General features: G+C 39.7%; 19 protein-coding genes. 18 read left to right on the plus strand and 1 reads right to left on the minus strand.

All coding sequences use genetic code 11. The features are described from left to right. Positions 1–4: 4 nt before the first annotated feature. The 7 genes from AC503W_RS02860 (at position 5) to AC503W_RS02890 (ending at position 7582) form a co-directional block, all read left to right on the plus strand. Positions 5–889 (plus strand): DNA-3-methyladenine glycosylase family protein, encoded by an 885-nt coding sequence (locus tag AC503W_RS02860; protein WP_494915946.1) that lies wholly within the window; start codon positions 5–7, stop codon positions 887–889. Beyond that, a complete protein-coding gene (rlmD, locus tag AC503W_RS02865) occupies positions 886–2265 on the plus strand; it encodes a 23S rRNA (uracil(1939)-C(5))-methyltransferase RlmD (RefSeq protein WP_494915948.1) in 1380 nt (459 codons plus the stop codon). The genes AC503W_RS02860 and rlmD overlap by 4 nt, the downstream gene beginning before the upstream one ends. Positions 2266–2415: 150 nt before the next feature. After that, positions 2416–4248, plus strand: a complete 1833-nt coding sequence (locus tag AC503W_RS02870; protein WP_494915950.1) for a DUF262 domain-containing protein — start codon at positions 2416–2418, stop codon at positions 4246–4248. A 203-nt stretch (positions 4249–4451) separates the two neighbouring features. Beyond that, the gene (locus tag AC503W_RS02875; protein WP_494915952.1) at positions 4452–5435 is read left to right on the plus strand and encodes a tRNA dihydrouridine synthase; all 984 of its coding nucleotides are present in this window, start codon (positions 4452–4454) and stop codon (positions 5433–5435) included. Between the two features lie 339 nt (positions 5436–5774). Further along, positions 5775–6611: a DUF1835 domain-containing protein gene (locus AC503W_RS02880; RefSeq protein WP_494915953.1), complete on the plus strand. Its 837-nt coding sequence runs from the start codon at positions 5775–5777 to the stop codon at positions 6609–6611. A gap of 50 nt (positions 6612–6661) precedes the next feature. Next, positions 6662–7327, plus strand: coding sequence for a hypothetical protein (locus AC503W_RS02885; RefSeq protein ID WP_494915954.1), 666 nt, complete (start codon positions 6662–6664; stop codon positions 7325–7327). A 51-nt stretch (positions 7328–7378) separates the two neighbouring features. Next, positions 7379–7582, plus strand: coding sequence for a hypothetical protein (locus tag AC503W_RS02890; RefSeq protein WP_494915956.1), 204 nt, complete (start codon positions 7379–7381; stop codon positions 7580–7582). Positions 7583–7669: 87 nt separating this feature from the next. On the opposite strand, the gene AC503W_RS02895 is transcribed toward AC503W_RS02890, so the two are convergent. After that, the gene (locus AC503W_RS02895; protein WP_494915957.1) at positions 7670–8110 is read right to left on the minus strand and encodes a GNAT family N-acetyltransferase; all 441 of its coding nucleotides are present in this window, start codon (positions 8108–8110) and stop codon (positions 7670–7672) included. Positions 8111–8231: 121 nt separating this feature from the next. Between AC503W_RS02895 and AC503W_RS02900 the strand changes: the two genes are divergently transcribed. The 11 genes from AC503W_RS02900 to AC503W_RS02950 all read left to right on the plus strand — a co-directional run bounded on the left by AC503W_RS02900 (position 8232) and on the right by AC503W_RS02950 (position 18591). Then, positions 8232–8684: a MarR family winged helix-turn-helix transcriptional regulator gene (locus AC503W_RS02900; RefSeq protein ID WP_494915959.1), complete on the plus strand. Its 453-nt coding sequence runs from the start codon at positions 8232–8234 to the stop codon at positions 8682–8684. A gap of 24 nt (positions 8685–8708) precedes the next feature. Beyond that, positions 8709–9230: a spermidine/spermine N(1)-acetyltransferase gene (paiA, locus tag AC503W_RS02905; protein ID WP_494915960.1), complete on the plus strand. Its 522-nt coding sequence runs from the start codon at positions 8709–8711 to the stop codon at positions 9228–9230. Positions 9231–9281: 51 nt separating this feature from the next. Further along, positions 9282–9686, plus strand: coding sequence for a DUF4279 domain-containing protein (locus AC503W_RS02910; protein ID WP_494915962.1), 405 nt, complete (start codon positions 9282–9284; stop codon positions 9684–9686). A gap of 283 nt (positions 9687–9969) precedes the next feature. Further along, a complete protein-coding gene (locus AC503W_RS02915) occupies positions 9970–10728 on the plus strand; it encodes an SDR family NAD(P)-dependent oxidoreductase (RefSeq protein WP_494915964.1) in 759 nt (252 codons plus the stop codon). Positions 10729–10904: 176 nt separating this feature from the next. After that, complete coding sequence (locus tag AC503W_RS02920; protein ID WP_494915966.1) at positions 10905–11489, plus strand: helix-turn-helix domain-containing protein; 585 nt, start codon at positions 10905–10907, stop codon at positions 11487–11489. 202 nt (positions 11490–11691) lie between these two features. Continuing rightward, complete coding sequence (locus AC503W_RS02925) at positions 11692–12753, plus strand: LLM class flavin-dependent oxidoreductase (RefSeq protein ID WP_494915968.1); 1062 nt, start codon at positions 11692–11694, stop codon at positions 12751–12753. A gap of 203 nt (positions 12754–12956) precedes the next feature. Next, the gene (locus tag AC503W_RS02930) at positions 12957–13490 is read left to right on the plus strand and encodes a YehS family protein (protein WP_494915970.1); all 534 of its coding nucleotides are present in this window, start codon (positions 12957–12959) and stop codon (positions 13488–13490) included. Between the two features lie 149 nt (positions 13491–13639). Further along, complete coding sequence (locus AC503W_RS02935) at positions 13640–15580, plus strand: DNA/RNA helicase domain-containing protein (protein ID WP_494915973.1); 1941 nt, start codon at positions 13640–13642, stop codon at positions 15578–15580. A 322-nt stretch (positions 15581–15902) separates the two neighbouring features. Beyond that, positions 15903–16814 (plus strand): VanW family protein, encoded by a 912-nt coding sequence (locus tag AC503W_RS02940; RefSeq protein ID WP_494915977.1) that lies wholly within the window; start codon positions 15903–15905, stop codon positions 16812–16814. Between the two features lie 163 nt (positions 16815–16977). Further along, complete coding sequence (locus tag AC503W_RS02945; protein WP_494915979.1) at positions 16978–17424, plus strand: hypothetical protein; 447 nt, start codon at positions 16978–16980, stop codon at positions 17422–17424. A 267-nt stretch (positions 17425–17691) separates the two neighbouring features. Further along, positions 17692–18591, plus strand: coding sequence for a PEP/pyruvate-binding domain-containing protein (locus AC503W_RS02950; RefSeq protein WP_494915980.1), 900 nt, complete (start codon positions 17692–17694; stop codon positions 18589–18591). Positions 18592–18599 lie beyond the last annotated feature (8 nt).

Genomic DNA, 18599 nt, shown 5'->3' on the forward strand with positions numbered 1-18599 from the left:
GCTTGTGTGGACGGAAAAAGTAGAGGTCCAAGGACCCTATAATTTTGATCTTGTACTCGAACGATTATCGTTAGACCCACTTCAAGTAGTTGATTTTATGAACAGGACGGTAAAAGTTCCATTATATATAGAAAAAGAACCAACCGTTATACACGTACAGGCAATCGGTGACACCGAAGACCCGGTCTTCGTCATCAAAGGCCAATCAGAGGAAAACAAACCAAAGGCGCTGCAACGCTTAAAAAAAGTTTTTCACTGGCATGAGCCATTGGCAGCCGTTTCCCAGCACTTCCAGGAGTCAGATTTACGGGACATTTTTGAAGAGCACCGTGGCACGGCCATTGTCCTTGACTTCGATTACTATAGTTGCCTCGTCAAATGCATCATTCACCAGCAATTGAACCTGGCTTTTGCTCATACATTAACGGAACGGTTCGTTAAAACTTTTGGCTACCAAATCGATGGTGCCTGGTTTTACCCGACACCGGAAACGACTGCGCAGCTTCAGGTCGAACAGCTGAGGGCGATTCAATTCAGCGGCCGAAAAGCGGAGTACGTCATCGGTTTATCTCAGCAAATCGCCCAGGGTCACCTTGATGTGGATCAGCTGGACAAGCTATCCGATCAAGAGATTATGGATACACTTATAAAAATACGCGGAATCGGCAGATGGACGGCGGAAAACTTCCTGCTATTTGGCTTAGGGCGACCGAACCTTTTCCCAAAAGCCGATATTGGCATCCAAAATGCCTTGAAACAATTATATGGCTTACCGCAAAAGCCGACCCAAGAAGAAATGGAGACCTACAGTGTGAAGTGGGCCCCATATCTAAGCTACGCTTCCCTCTACTTGTGGAGAAGCATCGAAAAACGGAGTGAAAAGAAATGACAAACTTTCAAGATACAACCCTAGAAGTAAACCAAACCTTACCCTTAACGATTAAACGCCTTGGCATCAACGGAGAGGGAGTCGGCTATTTCAAAAAGAAAGTCGTCTTCGTCCCAGGTGCCCTTCCTGGTGAAGAAATCGTTGCGATGATCACAAAAGTTCAGCCGAATTTTTCCGAAGCAAAAATCAAAACGATTCGGAAAGAATCACCACACCGCATTGCCGCACCATGTCCGGTCTACGAACAATGTGGTGGCTGCCAGCTGCAACATTTAAGCTATGACCAACAATTGGTCGAAAAACGCGATATGGTCATTCAAGCGATGGAACGCCATACGGATTTCCCAATCGATTCATTGGATATCCAAGAAACGATCGGCATGGAAGATCCTTGGAACTACCGCAACAAAAGCCAATACCAAGTCGGACAGAAAGATGGCAAGCTGATTGCCGGGCTTTACGGCTTGAATTCCCATACATTGATTGACATCCCGAACTGCCTTGTGCAGCATAAGGCAACGAATAAAATTACGCGTACGGTGAAAAAGATCCTGAAGAACCTGAATATCTCGATTTATAATGAGAGAAAAAGAAAAGGTGTCATCCGTACGATCATCACACGCGTTGGATTTGAAACGGGCGAAGTGCAAGTGGTCTTAGTAACGGGAGCGGAAGAGATTCCACAAAAAGATCAATTGCTTAAACAAATCCGCGACCAATTGCCAGAAGTGAAATCGGTCGTTCAAAACGTCAATAACCAAAACACATCGCTGATCTTCGGCGAAAAAACGATCCACCTTGCTGGCGAAAAAGTCATCAACGAAACATTGGGTGACCTATCGTATGAACTATCGGCGCGCACGTTCTTCCAATTGAACCCGGTTCAAACGGTTCGCATGTATGAAGAAGTGAAAAAAGCGGCAGCCCTAACCGGTACGGAAAAAGTCGTCGACGCTTATTGCGGCGTAGGGACGATCGGACTTTGGTTATCGGAAGATGCAAAAGAAGTACGCGGCATGGACGTCATCAAGGAATCGATCGAAGATGCCAAGAAAAACGCCATCAAACATAAACGCACCAACATGCACTACGAAACAGGTAAAGCCGAAAACATCCTGCCACGCTGGATCAGAGAAGGCTGGAAACCAGACGTATTGGTCGTCGATCCACCAAGAACTGGCCTTGACCAATCCTTATTGCAAACCATCCTGAAGGTCAAACCAAAAACCATTGTGTACGTATCATGCAACCCATCCACATTGGCAAAAGACCTACATGAATTGAGTGCTCTATATAACGTAGAAACCATGCAACCTGTGGATATGTTCCCGCAGACATCTCATGTTGAAGTTGTTACGAAACTTGTTTTAAAATAAGGCAGAAAGCCCTCTGAAAAGTGGGCTCTGTCTTTTATTTTTCTTCTTATGGAAGTACAAACAAAAAAATTCTTAAGAATATTGTTAATTTATAATCACAAGCAGTACGGGAATATAAAAAATCAGTTGTTGGTTAAAGGAGCTAATTGTATGACACAGATTACAGGAAATGCCGTCATTGTCCGTACACTTTTTAATAATCGTTATACTGTTCAGTATTATCAACGTGAGTACAATTGGGAGCGCAAGCAGATTGAAGAGTTAATGGATGATGTAACAAATGAGTTCTTGGAGTTTTATCAGCAAGGGGATGTCCAAAGGGATGTAATAAGATATGGTAGTTATTTTTTAGGGCCCATTATTCTGACTAATGAGAATGCCATAATAGATGGTCAACAGCGTCTTTCTTCTTTGACGTTGTTGCTTATTTATCTTAACAATTTACAGAAAAAATCGATTTATCCTAAAGTTAACATTGATAACTTGATTTATTCCGAGATGTACGGACAGAAAACTTTCTGTATCAATGTTGAGGAAAGAGAATCATGTTTGGCGGGGCTTTTCGATAATGGAACTTACGATATCAGGAATGAAACATCCGAAAGTGTAATGAATTTATATAATCGATATAAAGATATTGAAGGGCTATTTCCTGATGAAATTAAAGGAGAAGCTCTTCCAGTTTTTATAGAGTGGATAATTGATAAACTTGTTTTCATTGAAATACGAACTACATCTGAGCAAGATGCTCATAGAATATTTGTTACCATGAATGATAGAGGTCTAAGGCTCACTCCAACTGAAATGCTTAAAGGCTACCTTCTTTCTGAGATAAGTGATAATACCCTTAGAAATAAAGCAAATGATTTATGGAAAGAAAGAGTGCTTAAATTAAAAGATCTTGAAAAAGACGGAGATACAGATTTTATTAAAAATTGGCTAAGGGCACAGTATGCTGATTCGATAAGAGAAGGGAAAAAGGATTCCGAAAATAAGGACTTTGAGATTATTGGAACAACTTTTCATAAGTGGGTCAGAGAGAAAAAATCGGTAATAAAACTTGATAGAAGCGATGATTTTGAGCGGTTTATTCTAAACGATTTTAAATTATTTTCAGATATTTATATACAGTTGAAAAAATACTCCACTTCCTTCAATAAAGAGTATGAGTATGTTTACCATAATGCAGATAGAGGCTTTACCTTGCAATACCAAATTATCCTGGCATCAATTGATAAGGATGATACAAACGATATTATCAATAAAAAGATAAAATTAGTATCATGCTTTATTGACCAATTTATTGCGATTCGTGTCTTTAACTTTAGAACAGTGGACTATTCTTCTATAAGATATACAGTGTTTAATCTGACCAAAAAAATCAGAAGAAAAAGTATTGATGAACTTGTTGCTATATTTAAGGACTATATATTAAGCATGGAACAGTCCTTAGACGGTATTGATTACTTTTATCTGAATCAATTTACTAGGAGATATATGTTACATATCTTATCTAGGATGACTTACTATGTGGACCAAAGTTGCGGCATAAATAGTAGTTTTACTACATATGTCAATCGTAATCAGAAAAATCCTTACGATATCGAGCATGTCTGGGCAGATGACTACACACAAGGAAATCATCAGGGGGAGTTCTCAACAGAGGCAGAATTTAGGGACTTTAGAAATAGTTTTGGTGGGCTGTTAATTCTTCCAAAAGATAAAAATAGAAGTTATCAGGCTATGGAATACAGCAGGAAGGTTATGAAATATGATAGTGAAAATCTTTTGGCAAGGACTTTGAATGTCAATTGTTATAGCAATAACCCATCATTTCTACGATTTAAACAAGATACAAACTTATCTTTTCAATCCTATGCGCATCTTAATAAGGCAGACTTAATTGATAGACAACAGTTATATAAAGAGATATGCAAAAAAATATGGAATATTGACTTATTAGATGAAATTGCCAACTCATAATCTGAAATAGTAAATGGGAAGAATAACTTTCTAATTTCGAACGATTTTCAATTAATTTTCTTTTGGATTGTTAATTTAAATTTAAATATTCAAAATTTACTATTGTTTGATGAAAAGTGGAGAAACATGCTATAAGTGAAAAAGAATAATTTAAGAATAAGGGTTAGACCAGGTATCCCTAATGAGAGGACTTGAATCTGAAGATGAAAGATAATTTTTGGCGTGACTTACCGCGACCTTTTTTTGTACTGGCACCGATGGAAGAAGTGACGGATGTTGTGTTTCGCCATGTAGTGGCTGAAGCAGGCAGACCCGATGTATTTTTTACAGAGTTTACAAATTCGGAAAGTTATTGTCATCCTGAGGGGAGACAAAGTGTGCGTGGGCGATTGACCTTTACGGAAGATGAACAACCAATGGTTGCCCATATATGGGGAGATAGACCTGAAAACTTCAGGGAAATGAGCATTGGTATGGCAGAGCAAGGGTTTAAGGGGATCGATATCAATATGGGCTGTCCTGTTCCTAATGTAGCAGGGAATGGGAAAGGTAGTGGCCTGATTTGTCGTCCCGAAGTCGCAGCAGAATTAATCCAAGCAGCAAAAGCAGGCGGATTGCCCGTAAGCGTGAAGACAAGACTTGGTTACACGGAAGTGGACGAATGGCGCGATTGGTTAACACACATCTTGCAACAAGACATTGCGAACCTTTCCATCCATCTACGTACACGGAAAGAAATGAGCAAAGTGGACGCTCATTGGGAGCTAATCCCGGAGATCAAGAAACTTCGTGATGAAGTGGCACCCAATACACTTTTGACGATCAATGGAGATATCCCTGATCGCGAAACTGGCTTGGAACTCGCACGTAAATACGGTGTGGATGGAATCATGATCGGACGCGGCATTTTCCACAATCCATTTGCCTTTGAAAAAGAACCAAAAGAGCATACTAGTAGGGAGTTGCTTGGTCTCTTAAGATTGCATATGGACCTTCATGATAAATATTCAGAAATCGTACCACGTTCGTTCAAGCCCCTACCTCGCTTTTTCAAAATCTATGTCCGTGGATTCAGAGGGGCAAGTGAACTGAGAAATCAATTGATGAACACAAAATCAACTGATGAAGTGCGTGCCTTGCTTGATGCTTTTGAACATCCTGAACCTGAAGTGGTGGAGGAACAGTAGGAACTTTCCTATTCGAAGTAGCATAAACTTTTTTGAAGAATTTCAGAGAAGATTATACTAGCTGAGACATGCAAATTGGATAGATAAACAAAGCAGCGATCCGATAAGAATCGCTGCTTTGTTCTTTTTAGGTAAATCTTCTGAGGTATTTTTCCTGTTTTTTATACTTTTTCACATACATTATCAAGACCCCCATCTTCGATTAGCTATAGTGTTTTCTTCAGTCTAGCCTTGTATAAGGAGCGAATTATTATGATAGAATGAGCGTAATCCATAGGCTATTTTCAGTAAACTAAATGTTTTAAACGACTTTTATAAGAAACAGATGGGGGCTTTCAAATGATACATATCGTTTTCGGTGCATCCGCTTCAGGAAGCGTAAAGTTCTTTTTAAGGGAATTGGGTCTTGATAAAAGGGAGAAGGTTATTTCTTTTTGGGACATGTTTTCAATCGGGCCTGTGTGGCAGCTACATGAGGAAAAGGGGATTCAAGCTAGGTTTGAGTGGATGAAGACGTACATACATGACGAATTTGATGAATGTCCCGATTATGAAAAGAAATTTGAAAAGACGATCAAACAAATACATTCTATTCCTGAAGGAAGTCATCTAACCATTTGGACTTCTTCTAATGCACATGAACAGACAGGATTGAGGTTGATTGTTTATCTTTTAAAAGAAAAAAATCTGGATATTCGTCTTATTAACACGACAGAAGCGTACGAAGAACTGTTTCAAGGGAGAAAAGTGAAATATACACCACTTCATACAGGTGAAATTCCCTCTGAAAAGCTTCAATCCATATATGAACAGGGTAAAAGAACGTTATGTACTGACCATGATCGAGAGGATTTAGAAAAAGAGTGGCAATCCCTTTCAGATAATCAAGAAACGTTAAGAATATGGAGAAATGGAAGAATTCAGAGCGTTCCTGAAGATTACTATGATGAGTTTATTATGAAGAAAGCTAAAAACCTACATGGCCAACAAAAGACTAAGGATTTTATGATATCCGCAAGGCTCATTGGTGAGGTGTTGGGGCATTTAGATCAGTATGTTGGGGATTCGTTTCTTGAATCTCGGCTGAAAAAGCTGGTTGAACAAGGGGTATTTGAAACGGAAGGTCATCTTGAAGGTATGAGATTTTATAAGATTAGATTAAAACAGGATAGCTGAGAAAGAGAATAGGAATGGATCTCTTTTATTGAATTCAGGGGGGGAAAAGAATGAAGCGAATGAAATGGCTCGCGATTCCTTTAATGGGATTGATCCTTGCAGGATGTGTGGATTCCACAGCGCGGGTTGAAATAAATAAAGATAAAAGTGCGGATCTCTCGCTTGAAGCAGCCATGGACGGTGATATGTATGCGCTGGCTGGTCCCTATATTGAAAAGGCACTGAAAGGGACGGATTATAAGCTGGAACAAGGCGAGAATGCCATCAAGGTGTATAAACATTACCCTTCTCTTGAAGCGTTGAGCTCTACTCAGGACGGATCAGGTGAGAGTAAGATTTCCGTGGATGAGAAGGACTCTTTCTTTTATACAGCCTATGATGTGAAGGCATCCGTTGATTTACAAAGCCAGCTTAACCGGTACATAGGGGAGGTAACCAGCAACACCTTCATACAATCCATCATTCTTCAAAAGTTGGACCAATCGGATCTTAAACTGGAAGTAGCCCTTCCGTATAAGCTCTTTGAATCAAATAATGCCGATGAGGAGAATGGCAATACCCTATCCTGGGACATCTCGACAGCTACTGAAACGCCTGTCGAGTTTGAAGTGATTGTTCCGAAGGTTAAAACGATCGCCACTACGGCGGGAATTGTGGTTGTCTTCATTATCGGGGCCGTCATCTTGATTGTGAAAGGCAAGAGAAAGAAGAAATAATTAAGGGGAGACATTCATGTAGCATGTTATAAATGAGGGGAGTGGAAAGAAATGAAATTTAAAACAAAGTTTTATCTAAGTGCAGCAGCTTTAGTTGTTTTGTTGAGTATCTTTTTAGTTGCGACTAAGTCCTATTTTAATAATAAAGAAATTAATGTAGCCAGTGATCAGTGTTATGAAAAAGGGGGGCAACCGAATGTTAGTATGACTGCCCTTACTCTTAATTATTCTTTTTCTTGTGAAAGTGAACAATAATTACCTTAATAAAAATGAAACTTATATGACATCTATCAACCTGACAAGCTTTTTTTTGTCGGGTTTTCTTTAGTGTATTGGTCGTCTCTATTTACTGGATAACTCCTTCACCATTAAAATATGTGGGATTCCGTCTTCCATAAATAGATCGGATGAAGTCAGATACCCGAGGTTCTCATAAAAGCCTTCTGCCTGTTTTTGTCCGTGTAATTTCACTTTGGACACTTCATTTTTTTCTGCTATTTCTTCGAGTGCTTTAATGATTATTTTTCCATACCCCAATTTACGGTAAGCTTTTAAGATGCAAATCCTTTCTAATTTACCAAAGCCATCAACGGTTCTTATTCTTCCTGTCCCAACTGGTTGTTCGTTGTGATAAGCCAAAATGTGTTCACATTGACCATCAAGTGTATCGAATTCATCAAATTCATCTTCTAATGGAACGCCCTGTTCTTCTACAAATACCTTGCTTCTGATATGGAATGCCTTTTTTAGCTCTTTCTCTTCGATTATCTTTTTTACTTTCACTTATCTTCGTCCCTTTCTCAACTGTTTCAAGTTATATCGTACAATATTTTTTGTTGCAAATGCAACAAAATTCTATTACTATTTGTATTAGCAAATACGAGTGATTGGTGGTGTTGAACATATGAAGGAAGTGCTTCGTGAGATTGGAATGGTAGCAAGGGCCTTGGATTCTATTAGCAATATAGAGTTTAAAGAATATGACCTTACAAAAGGGCAGTATTTGTACCTTGTGCGCATATGCGAGAATCCAGGAATCATTCAAGAACGGTTAGCAGAAATGATAAAAGTAGATCGAACCACGGCAGCTCGTGCAATAAAGAAATTGGAGATACAAGGTTTCATTGATAAGAGAGAGGATACGCATAACCAAAAGATCAAAAAGCTTTTCCCAACTGTAAAAGGCGAAAGTGTGTATCCTTTCATAAAAAGAGAACATGATCATTCCAATAGAGTCGCATTAGCTGGATTATCCGAAGAAGAAGTGGAAACTCTTTTTTCTCTTCTTCAAAAAGTGAGAACAAATATAGAGGTAGACTGGGATTTTGTGAAAAAGGGAAACAAGAGAAATTATTAATAGGTAGAGGAGCGGAATATAACAATGACGATACATATACGAAAGTGTACCCTTGAAGATTTGCCACTACTCCAAGAGGTTGGCCGCGAAACATTTTATGAGACATTTAAGGATCAGAATTCCCCCGAAAATATGAAGGTTTATTTGGAAGATGCGTTTAATTTAAAGCAATTAGGAACGGAATTATCCAATCCCTCTTCGGAATTCTTTTTTATCTATGTTCATGATGAAGTCGCCGGGTATTTAAAGGTGAATGTCGATGAAGCCCAGACAGAAAAGGAGGGTGATGAGTCACTTGAAATTGAGAGGATTTATATAAGAAAGGAATTTCAAGGGCAGGGACTGGGTCATCATCTTATAAGTAAAGGAATAGAATTGGCGAAAGACCAGAGTAAGAAGAAAATCTGGTTAGGCGTTTGGGAAAAAAATGAGGGGGCTATCAAATTTTATGGAAAAATGGGCTTTACTCAGACTGGAAAGCATTCCTTTCACATGGGAGATGAAAAACAAACCGATCTTGTTATGACTAAAATACTTATGAATTAGAGGTTATTTTTATAAAGAAGAGGATGAAATATTCTGGACAAAACAAGAGTAATGGCTTATTTTAGTGCGTTCGGTGAGGATTTCCCTGTGGATATAGTAACGGATGTTCTTGATATTGAACCCACTAAAACCTTTAATAAGGGAGATATCATCAATCACCCTAATCTAACATCAACTACTAGTAAAAGAAGAAAATATACCGATTGGATTTTAAGCACTGGATACCAGGAGTCGTACGATATTAATGATCAGTTGGACCTTATTCTAAAGTCCCTTGAAGGGAAAACGGAAGAATTAAAACAACTCAAAAAGAAATATGATGTTGAGTTTCTTTTTATGATTGTCATAGAAATAGTTAATGATGAACAACCGGCAATGTATTTAGAGAAAAACATGATAGATTTTTCAAGCCGTATTCAAGCAGAAATCCAATTCGATTTATACATAGTTAGTTAAGGAAATCTAAATAGTCATCTTCACTCAACCTGACAAGTATTTTTGTCAGGTTTTTTTTAAGATAGAGATAAAGAAGCCATTTTCTTCAAGGGTTTCCTTACACTTCTCCTCATAATTTCCGATTATCACTGTTTCCATAGAATCTCCCCTTCCAGAAATTAATCGTTTTAAATCATACTCACGGGGTAAAGTATAAGAGAGTTAGGGTATTTTATCCTAAGAGAAAATATACGAGAATAGTGCCGGTTACCCGGTTCTTATTCATTACAACGGAGGTTTTTTCATGACAACTAAGAATAAAGTAGCGATTATCACAGGAGCAGGAAGCGGATTAGGACAAGCTACAGCGGTTCGAATGGCTGAAGAAGGAGTCAATATCGTTGTAGTGGACGTTAATGAAAAGGGTGGGAACGAAACGGTTGAAATGGTGAAAAATTTAGGAGTGGATTCTTTTTTCATCAAAACGGATGTTTCCAAAGCAGAAGAAGTGAAGAACTATGTGGATAAAACAGTAGAGAAATATGGCCAAATCGATTATTTCTTTAACAATGCAGGGATTTCTGGTAGCGGTAAGTATTTCTTGGATACGGACGTGGAAGAAATTGAAAAGATTGTCCAAATCAATTTAATGGGTGCTTTATATGGCGTTCGTTATGTAACTGAGGTCATGCTGAAAAATGGCAGTGGATCGATTGTTAATACAGCTTCAAGCGCGGGTGTGATTGGACAAGATTCAGTAGTGACATATTCCGCTACGAAACATGCTATTGCAGGGTTAACGAAGTCCATGGTGGCTGAATACGCAAAAGAAGGTCTGCGTGTGAATGCAATTGCACCAGGACCTACTGAGACACCGATGGTCAAGGCTTTCTACGAAGCTAATCCAGCCATGAAAGAGAACGCAACGAAGGGAATCCCTCAAAAAAGGTTGGGAACTCCGGAAGAGGTTGCGGAACTTGTAACCTTCCTATTAACGTCTAAAGCAGAATATATCAATGGAGAAGTTATTCGCATAGATGGTGGATTTACTAATACAAAATAATCATAGATCAGCAAAAAGCCTGTTTCGATTGGAACAGGCTTTTTGTATGCTCACTTAAGTCACCCCCTCAAATAAAGGCTGCTGCTAATTGATTATTTAAACTGGAAAACTCAACGGAGCGTTTGTTGCCGAATCGGACCTTACCTTTTATGATGTAATGAGTAGGGGGTGAATCAATGGATAGTAGCAAAGTGGGCCATTTGATTTTACGATTGCGGAGGGAAAAAGGGTTCACGCAAAAGGAATTGGCTAATAGGATGAACCTTTCTGACCGGACCATTTCAAAATGGGAGCGTGGCCAAGGGTGTCCGGATATCTCCCTGTTACCGGAATTGTCCTCCCTCCTAGGTGTAAACATTGAACATATTCTGGAGGGCGAACTCGCTTCCAATGATTTTGTAGGAGGAAATATGAAACGGTCAAACTATTTTGTGTGTCCATCTTGTGGGAATATTACCTTAAGCACGGGTAACGCATTAGTTTCCTGTTGTGGAAGAAAGTTGGAGGCACTTGTGCCGAAGAAAGCGACGGAAGAAGAGAAGCTGGAAGTTACACAGGTTGAAGAGGATTGGTTCATTTCAAGCGATCATCCTATGACCAAAGAGCATTATATTTCATTTATTGCCTTTGCTACAGGCGATCAGGTGCAACTAATCAAACAGTATCCGGAATGGGGGCTGCAAACCCGCATTCCGAAGCGGAAACACGGCATGTTGCTTTGGTACTGCACGCAGCACGGATTGTTTTATCAGTTGATTTAAGGAGAATAAAAGCCACCAATCTATAAAATAGTTCTACCAACAGGCAGTCAGCCCTTTAATAGGGGCCCTGCCTTTTACTGTGGATAAGTGAATTGGAAATTTGAGAAGTATTCACATGATATTGTATGATGAATGATAGGATCTTTTTAAATGATAGGAACGGTAATATGGTATGTAAACCATACATAGAGGGGGAAGGGCAATGGAAATTGGGTTGACTACATTTGTTGAAACGACGCCGGATGTAGAAACGGGTAAGGTACTTAGCCATGCTGAACGTATACGTGAGGTAGTTGAGGAGATTGTATTAGCGGATGAGGTGGGGCTGGATGTCTATGGAGTGGGCGAGCATCATCGGAGGGATTATGCGGCTTCCTCACCAGCTGTCGTATTGGCTGCGGCTGCTTCTCGGACCAAAAGGATTCGTCTTACCAGTGCGGTGACGGTGTTGTCTTCCGATGACCCGGTACGAGTGTTTCAGCAATTTTCGACACTTGACGCGATTTCGAATGGACGTGCTGAAATCATGGCGGGCCGGGGTTCTTTCATCGAGTCCTTTCCGTTATTCGGGTATGATTTGGACGATTACAATGAATTATTCGATGAGAAGTTGGATTTGCTGTTGAAAATTCAGCATTCCGAAAAGGTGACATGGAGTGGCAAGCATCGTCCATCCATTCAAAACCGTGGGGTTTACCCGATTCCTGTTCAGGATCCTCTACCTGTTTGGATTGCGAGCGGCGGAACTCCCCAATCTGTTGTCCGCGCTGGCATGCTTGGACTGCCACTTGTTCTCGCGATTATCGGTGGAAGCCCGAGGCAATTTGCAGGGCTTGTCCAATTGTATAAAAGGGCGGCCAAAGAGGCGGGGCATGATGTAAGCAAGTTGCCGATTGCTTCCCATTCACACGGATTCATTGCCGAAAGTACCAATATTGCAGCAGAGAAATTTTTCCCTTCTACTCAGAAAGCGATGAACGTGTTAGGAAGAGAGCGTGGGTGGGGAGAATACACCCGTGAAACCTTCGATTCGGCACGTAGTTTAGAAGGTGCCCTATATGTCGGTGATGCGGAGACCGTGGCAAAAAAAATCATTCACCTTCGTAAAAACGTGGGAATCACGCGCTTCATGCTGCACGTTCCTGTCGGATCGATGCCACATGGTGATGTGATGAAAGCCATCGAACTACTAGGTAAAGAGGTGGCCCCAATAGTACGGGAGGAAATTGCGAGATGGGAAGCAGAGGGCGGCGAGGAATCGTAAGCCTTTGAGGCGATTCACCCAAACTTAATGTCGGATCCATCTTTTTTAGGTATAATAAAACATACAGTACACTTACAGCATCCGGGAATCTGTAAACGATTCTCGGATTTTCAGTTGCCTTCGTTTTTAGTATTGGAAGAATTTACTCGGGCAATGATAAAGAGGAAGCTACTGAAAAGGGTGCGAATATAGGAGGTTTATGGATGCATAATCATGATATTTTAATCAGGGTGCGATATGCTCTCGATATAAAAAATAAAGATATGGTAGAGATTTTCAAACTTGGCGGCGTGAACGTGACACAAGAAGAAGTGATGGAGATGCTGACAAAGCCAAAAGAAGAAGACTATGATGAGTACGAAGACGATGATGTCGATTTTTACGAATATGAAGACGAAGAAGATACAATCAAATGCAATAACAAGATGATGGAGTCCTTCTTGAATGGCCTGATCATTTTCAAAAGAGGCAAACAAGAGCCAAAACCGGGACAACCAGAGAGCCCGGCACCAACTGGCAAGGAAAGTGTGAACAACGTCCTTCTGAAGAAATTGAAAATCGCGCTGAGCCTAACAAGCGAGGATATGATTGAAATCCTGGGAGACGCAGGAGTCAATATAACCAAAGGGGAACTAGGCGCCATTTTAAGAAAAGAAGGCCACCGGAATTATAAACAATGCGGAGACCGTTACGCTCGTAACTTCTTAAAAGGGTTAACTTTGAAATATCGGGGTTAAGCAAAACAAGACTTGAGTGATGAGGAGGGATTCTTATTGCTTGGGTCTTTTTTTTTATTTCCATATAAGTTCTGCATTGGAACCTTAGTGTACAATAATATAAAGTAGACAAAAGATTGTAGAACTACAATGGAAAAGGTGAGCCAGGGATGATTATATATGAGGCGATTAAAAGTGAATTCCTTCAAGATGTTTTTGAAGATAAATTAATAGATAATATCGTAAATAATTACGCGGAGAAAGTTGGCCGGATTAATAAAAGTGAATTAAGATCTTGGGATAATTCGATGAAATACATGCATCTTGTTCTGTTAGATAAGGAAATACCTGATGACGCTGGTGTCGCTATAGAGTTCAAGATTCCTTATACATCAAAGCGAGTCGACTTCTTGATATCTGGCAGTAATGATACGAATCAATCTATTGTAATTGTTGAGCTTAAGCAATGGCAGGATATTGAGAAAGTGGATGGAAAAGAAGCGATTGTTAAGACATTCCTTGGTGGTGGAGTGAGGGAAACCACTCACCCATCTTATCAGGCATGGTCGTACGCGGCGCTAATTGAGGACTACAATGAAAATGTCCAGGATAATCAGATGGAGTTGTATCCATGTGCTTATTTGCATAACTATATCAAAGTGGATGACGATCCTATTATTGATGAAGGCTATCAATATTATGTGGAGAAGGCTCCCGTTTTTCGAAAAGGTGATGCGGCTAAGCTTCGAGAATTCATCAAGACTCATATTAAATTTGGGGACAATAAGGAAAACTTGTACAAAATCGAGAATGGAAGAATCCGTCCCTCTAAGTCTTTGCAGGATTCCCTCCTTAATATGTTGAAGGGAAATCAAGAATTCGTCATGATTGATGACCAGAAGGTTGTGTACGAAGCAGCAAAGATGCTGGCAAAAGAAGCGCAGAGATCGAATAAAAAGCAAGTGTTGATCGTCAAAGGCGGACCGGGCACCGGAAAATCCGTGTTGGCCATCAACCTGTTAGTGGAGTTGACGGCTCAAAATATGGTTTGCCAATATGTGACCAAGAATGCCGCACCGCGGGCCATCTATGCTAAAAAGCTAAAGAAGGATTTCCGTAAGGGCCATATTGATAACCTCTTTAAAGGGTCTGGGAGTTATATTGATGTTCCGGAAAACACATTCGATGTCTTGATTGTGGACGAGGCGCATCGTTTAAATGAAAAGTCCGGGATGTTTAATCATCTTGGTGAGAACCAGATGAAGGAAATCATTGCTGCTTCTAATTTTTCCATCTTTTTTATTGACGAGCGCCAGCGTGTGACGTTAAAGGATGCTGGGAGCATTGAGACGATTCAACAATTTGCAGACCAATATAATGCCAGTGTATCGACTGCCTTATTGGATTCACAGTTCCGGTGCAACGGCTCGGATGGATATCTTGCATGGATTGATGATGTTCTTCAAATACGGAAAACAGCAAATGAAAGCTATATTGGAAGCAACTATGATTTTCGTGTATATAGTGATCCAGTCGAGATGAGGGATGAAATTTTCAGGCTGAATAAGGTGAATAACAAAGCCCGATTGTTAGCCGGTTATTGCTGGGATTGGAAGAAGGAAGGCAAGAACAACTCACAGATCCATGATATTGAACTGTCAGATCAATTCAGCATGAGCTGGAATCTCGGTAATTCTGACAGCTGGGCAATTGATGAAAACTCGGTTCAAGAAGTGGGCTGTATCCATACATCTCAAGGGCTGGAATTCGATTATGTGGGCGTGATTATTGGAGATGACATGTACTTCAGTGAAGAAAGAATTCAAACGGATTTTATAAAAAGGGCCAAAACCGACAGTTCTTTAAAAGGCATCAAGAAGCTATCAAAAGAAGAACCGGAGAAAGCGATGCAACTGGCTGATGAGATTATCCGGAATACCTACAGGACACTTCTAACTAGAGGGCAAAAAGGGTGTTTTGTCTACTGTACAGATAAGGATTTGGAAAACTATTTACTGAAGCGGCTTAGAGAAATCCAAGTACAGTACCAACCTAATGAGTTTTTCAAAAGGAAGACGACTGTAGCTGAGGAACCGGAGTCTTATGAGTGATAGGGGGTTTTATATTCATAAGAGGAACCTTCAAAAGTAAGTGCGGTTTATAAAAAGAATCACCTAGAACGTCAAAGTAAAGCATTTCAGGTGGTTCTGTTATGTAATCCCCCCAAATTATCCACTTTTTAAGATAAGGAAAACCCGACCATTGTGTAAAATTTGCCACAACGTGTGGATGAAGGCTTGAGTGATGAGGAGGGATTCTTGTTGCTTGAGCCTTTTTGTGTATAACTTTTTACATACGTCAATAATATAAATGGAAGAATTACATCAAAGGACAATCTCCCGTTCATACTAATGTTGGGAGGTATACCTACTTATGATACATATATGGATAACTGGTCTGTTATTATTTGCTCAACCTGTTGAGCTTTCTGACAGCTTAACGGTGACCCAACAAGGGCAACCCATAGCTAGTGTTAACCGTGAAAGTTTCACACTGTCCCTTCCTGGTACGCCGATGATTGATGACGAAAAAATTGGTGCATTCCTCGATAAGCTTGATCAACAAATCTACAGGGCCCCTATAGATGCCAGAATAAACAATCAGGGACAAATCGTCCCAGGACAGGTAGGGTATAAACTATATCGACAGGCATTTAAGGAACAGTTTTATGCCTATTTCTTTGGTAAAGGTCCTTCCAAAATAGAGGTACCCAAAATGGATGTTTATCCAAAGGTGGATAGTGAGCTACTTGCTAACATACGGATACAAAAGATTGGTCAGTACGTGACTTATTTTAATTCTAACAATAAAAGTCGTTCGCAAAATATTTCACTTGCCGCAAAAGCAATTGACAATCACGTTGTTTTTCCTAATGAGACGTTCTCCTTTAACCAAGTTGTAGGGAAGAGGTCTAAAGGCAAGGGGTACATGAGTGCTCCCATTATCGTTAGAGGTGAATTGTCTGAAGGGGTTGGTGGAGGGATTTGTCAGGTGTCATCAACCTTGTATAATGCTGTCGACCGTGCAGGGCTACGAATTGTCGAGCGGTATTCCCATAGCAGGCATGTACCATATGTTCCATCCGGCCGGGATGCTACGGTAAGCTGGTATGGACCTGACTTTCGCTTTCAAAACAAGTATAACCAACCGGTTTTGATTCGCGCTAAACGATATGGAGGAAGTATGATCGTTACACTTTACTCCTCTGACGTGATTAATAACGAACAAAAAGAAGTTCCCAAGGCTCCAGTTAAGTTACCGAAAGAAATCAAAATCAAACCATAATAAAGACAATGTGGGAGCGATTGCTGAACGAGAGCAGTCGCTTTTTTACTAGTCGGATCCGAGAGTTCTATTTCAGGTTGCTTTTAATTGTATTATGAAAAGGAGTGGTATCATTAGCAACGAATTATTATAAGAAGACAAATGTTATTGGAGGACAACAGAGATGAATTGGATTGAATTGAAAGAGGAATCGGATAGCAAGGATTTGCTAGAGCGATTCGGTTATTTTCATGATGGATGCTTGAGGGAAATGCATATGTGGACAGGAACTTATGTAGATGAAGATTTTTCCATGACTGTTCCTGGAGAATTAGATACGAATGTAAAAATGTTATTTCAACGTCAAGATAGCGATCCATCTGCAATTGAATTGCTTTTTGAAGGTGTAACGGGTATTCATATTATCCCGACGCCAGAAAATTATGATTCAATTATCAGAGATGCCATTATTTTAAAAAATAACGGTAATTTTTATTGGGCAGATGACACTGATTTTCACCCTGCAAAAGAAATGGATAATAGCGTGAATTGGGTTGCAGCAAAAAAGCTTAAGTGGAGAGAAGCAAACGATTGGATGGGCAAGCAAAATCGATATGGGGACAATGAATGAGAAAATTGATTTTTAGAAAGTTACGGAGAACTGTATCATAAATTGATGCAGTTTTTTTATTTGCATTATATTGTCTGTGTAATAATAAAATTAACCTTTTCATTAAAGAAATGGTTTCACTGTAAAAGATAGTATTTTATGAGTATTTATTCTTTTATAGATTGCAAAGTATACTAAATTAGAGTTTAATAAACAAAGTGGTTAAATCCTACTGCGTATTTTGTACTATCATTACAGTGTTAATAAAGAAAAGGGGTTTGTTTTTTAGTGTTTACTGTGTTCCTGAAAGAAGCTAACCAAGAATCGCTACTGGAAGTTGGGTCTAAAGCATTGCACTTGGCGAACATCATAAATGAGGGTGTTCATATCCCCAATGGATTTGTTCTCAAAGCAGGTGCTTTAAAAAGATTTATGAAAGAGAATGCTTTACATAATCAAGTACATAAAGAGGAATTCATTGATGTATTCATGAAGGCTCCTCTTCCGAAAGATATAGAAAAGGGAGTATTATCTTCCTATGAAAAGTTGAAGGAACTAACAGGATCCAAAGAATTGGCAGTGGCTGTTAGGTCATCATCTTCTGCGGAAGATTTAAAGGACGCTTCCTTCGCAGGTCAATATGAGACGATTTTGAACGTTTGTGAGGAGGAGCAATTGCTTTATGCAGTCAAACAATGCTGGGCATCCCTGTTCTCCGATCGTGTTCGTGAGTATGCTGCACAAAAAGATATTTCTTTAGATGCTTTTCCTATGGGAATTTTAATTCAGCAAATGGTGTATCCCGATGTGTCCGGCGTGATCTTTAGTCTGAACCCCATTACTCAAGATACGAATGAAATCATTATTAATGCGAGTTATGGCTTGGGTGAAGCCATTGTTTCAGGAATTGTGACCCCCGACACTTTCATCGTGAATAAAGAAACGAAGTCTATTATGAAAGATTTAGGTCTTAAAGAAGTGAAGATATTGCCTATAAATAATCAAATCATTGAAGTGGAAACTACGTCGGAAGAAAGTAACGCCTACTGTCTTAATGAAGAAAGCATCTTATCTTTAGAGTCTGTAACAAGTAAACTAGAGGCATTTTATGAATTTCCTGTTGATATAGAGTTTGCCATTAAAGATGACATGATTTTCGTACTTCAATCTAGACCCATTACATCTTAGAAATAAGG

The organism is Peribacillus suis (genome assembly GCF_059384845.1).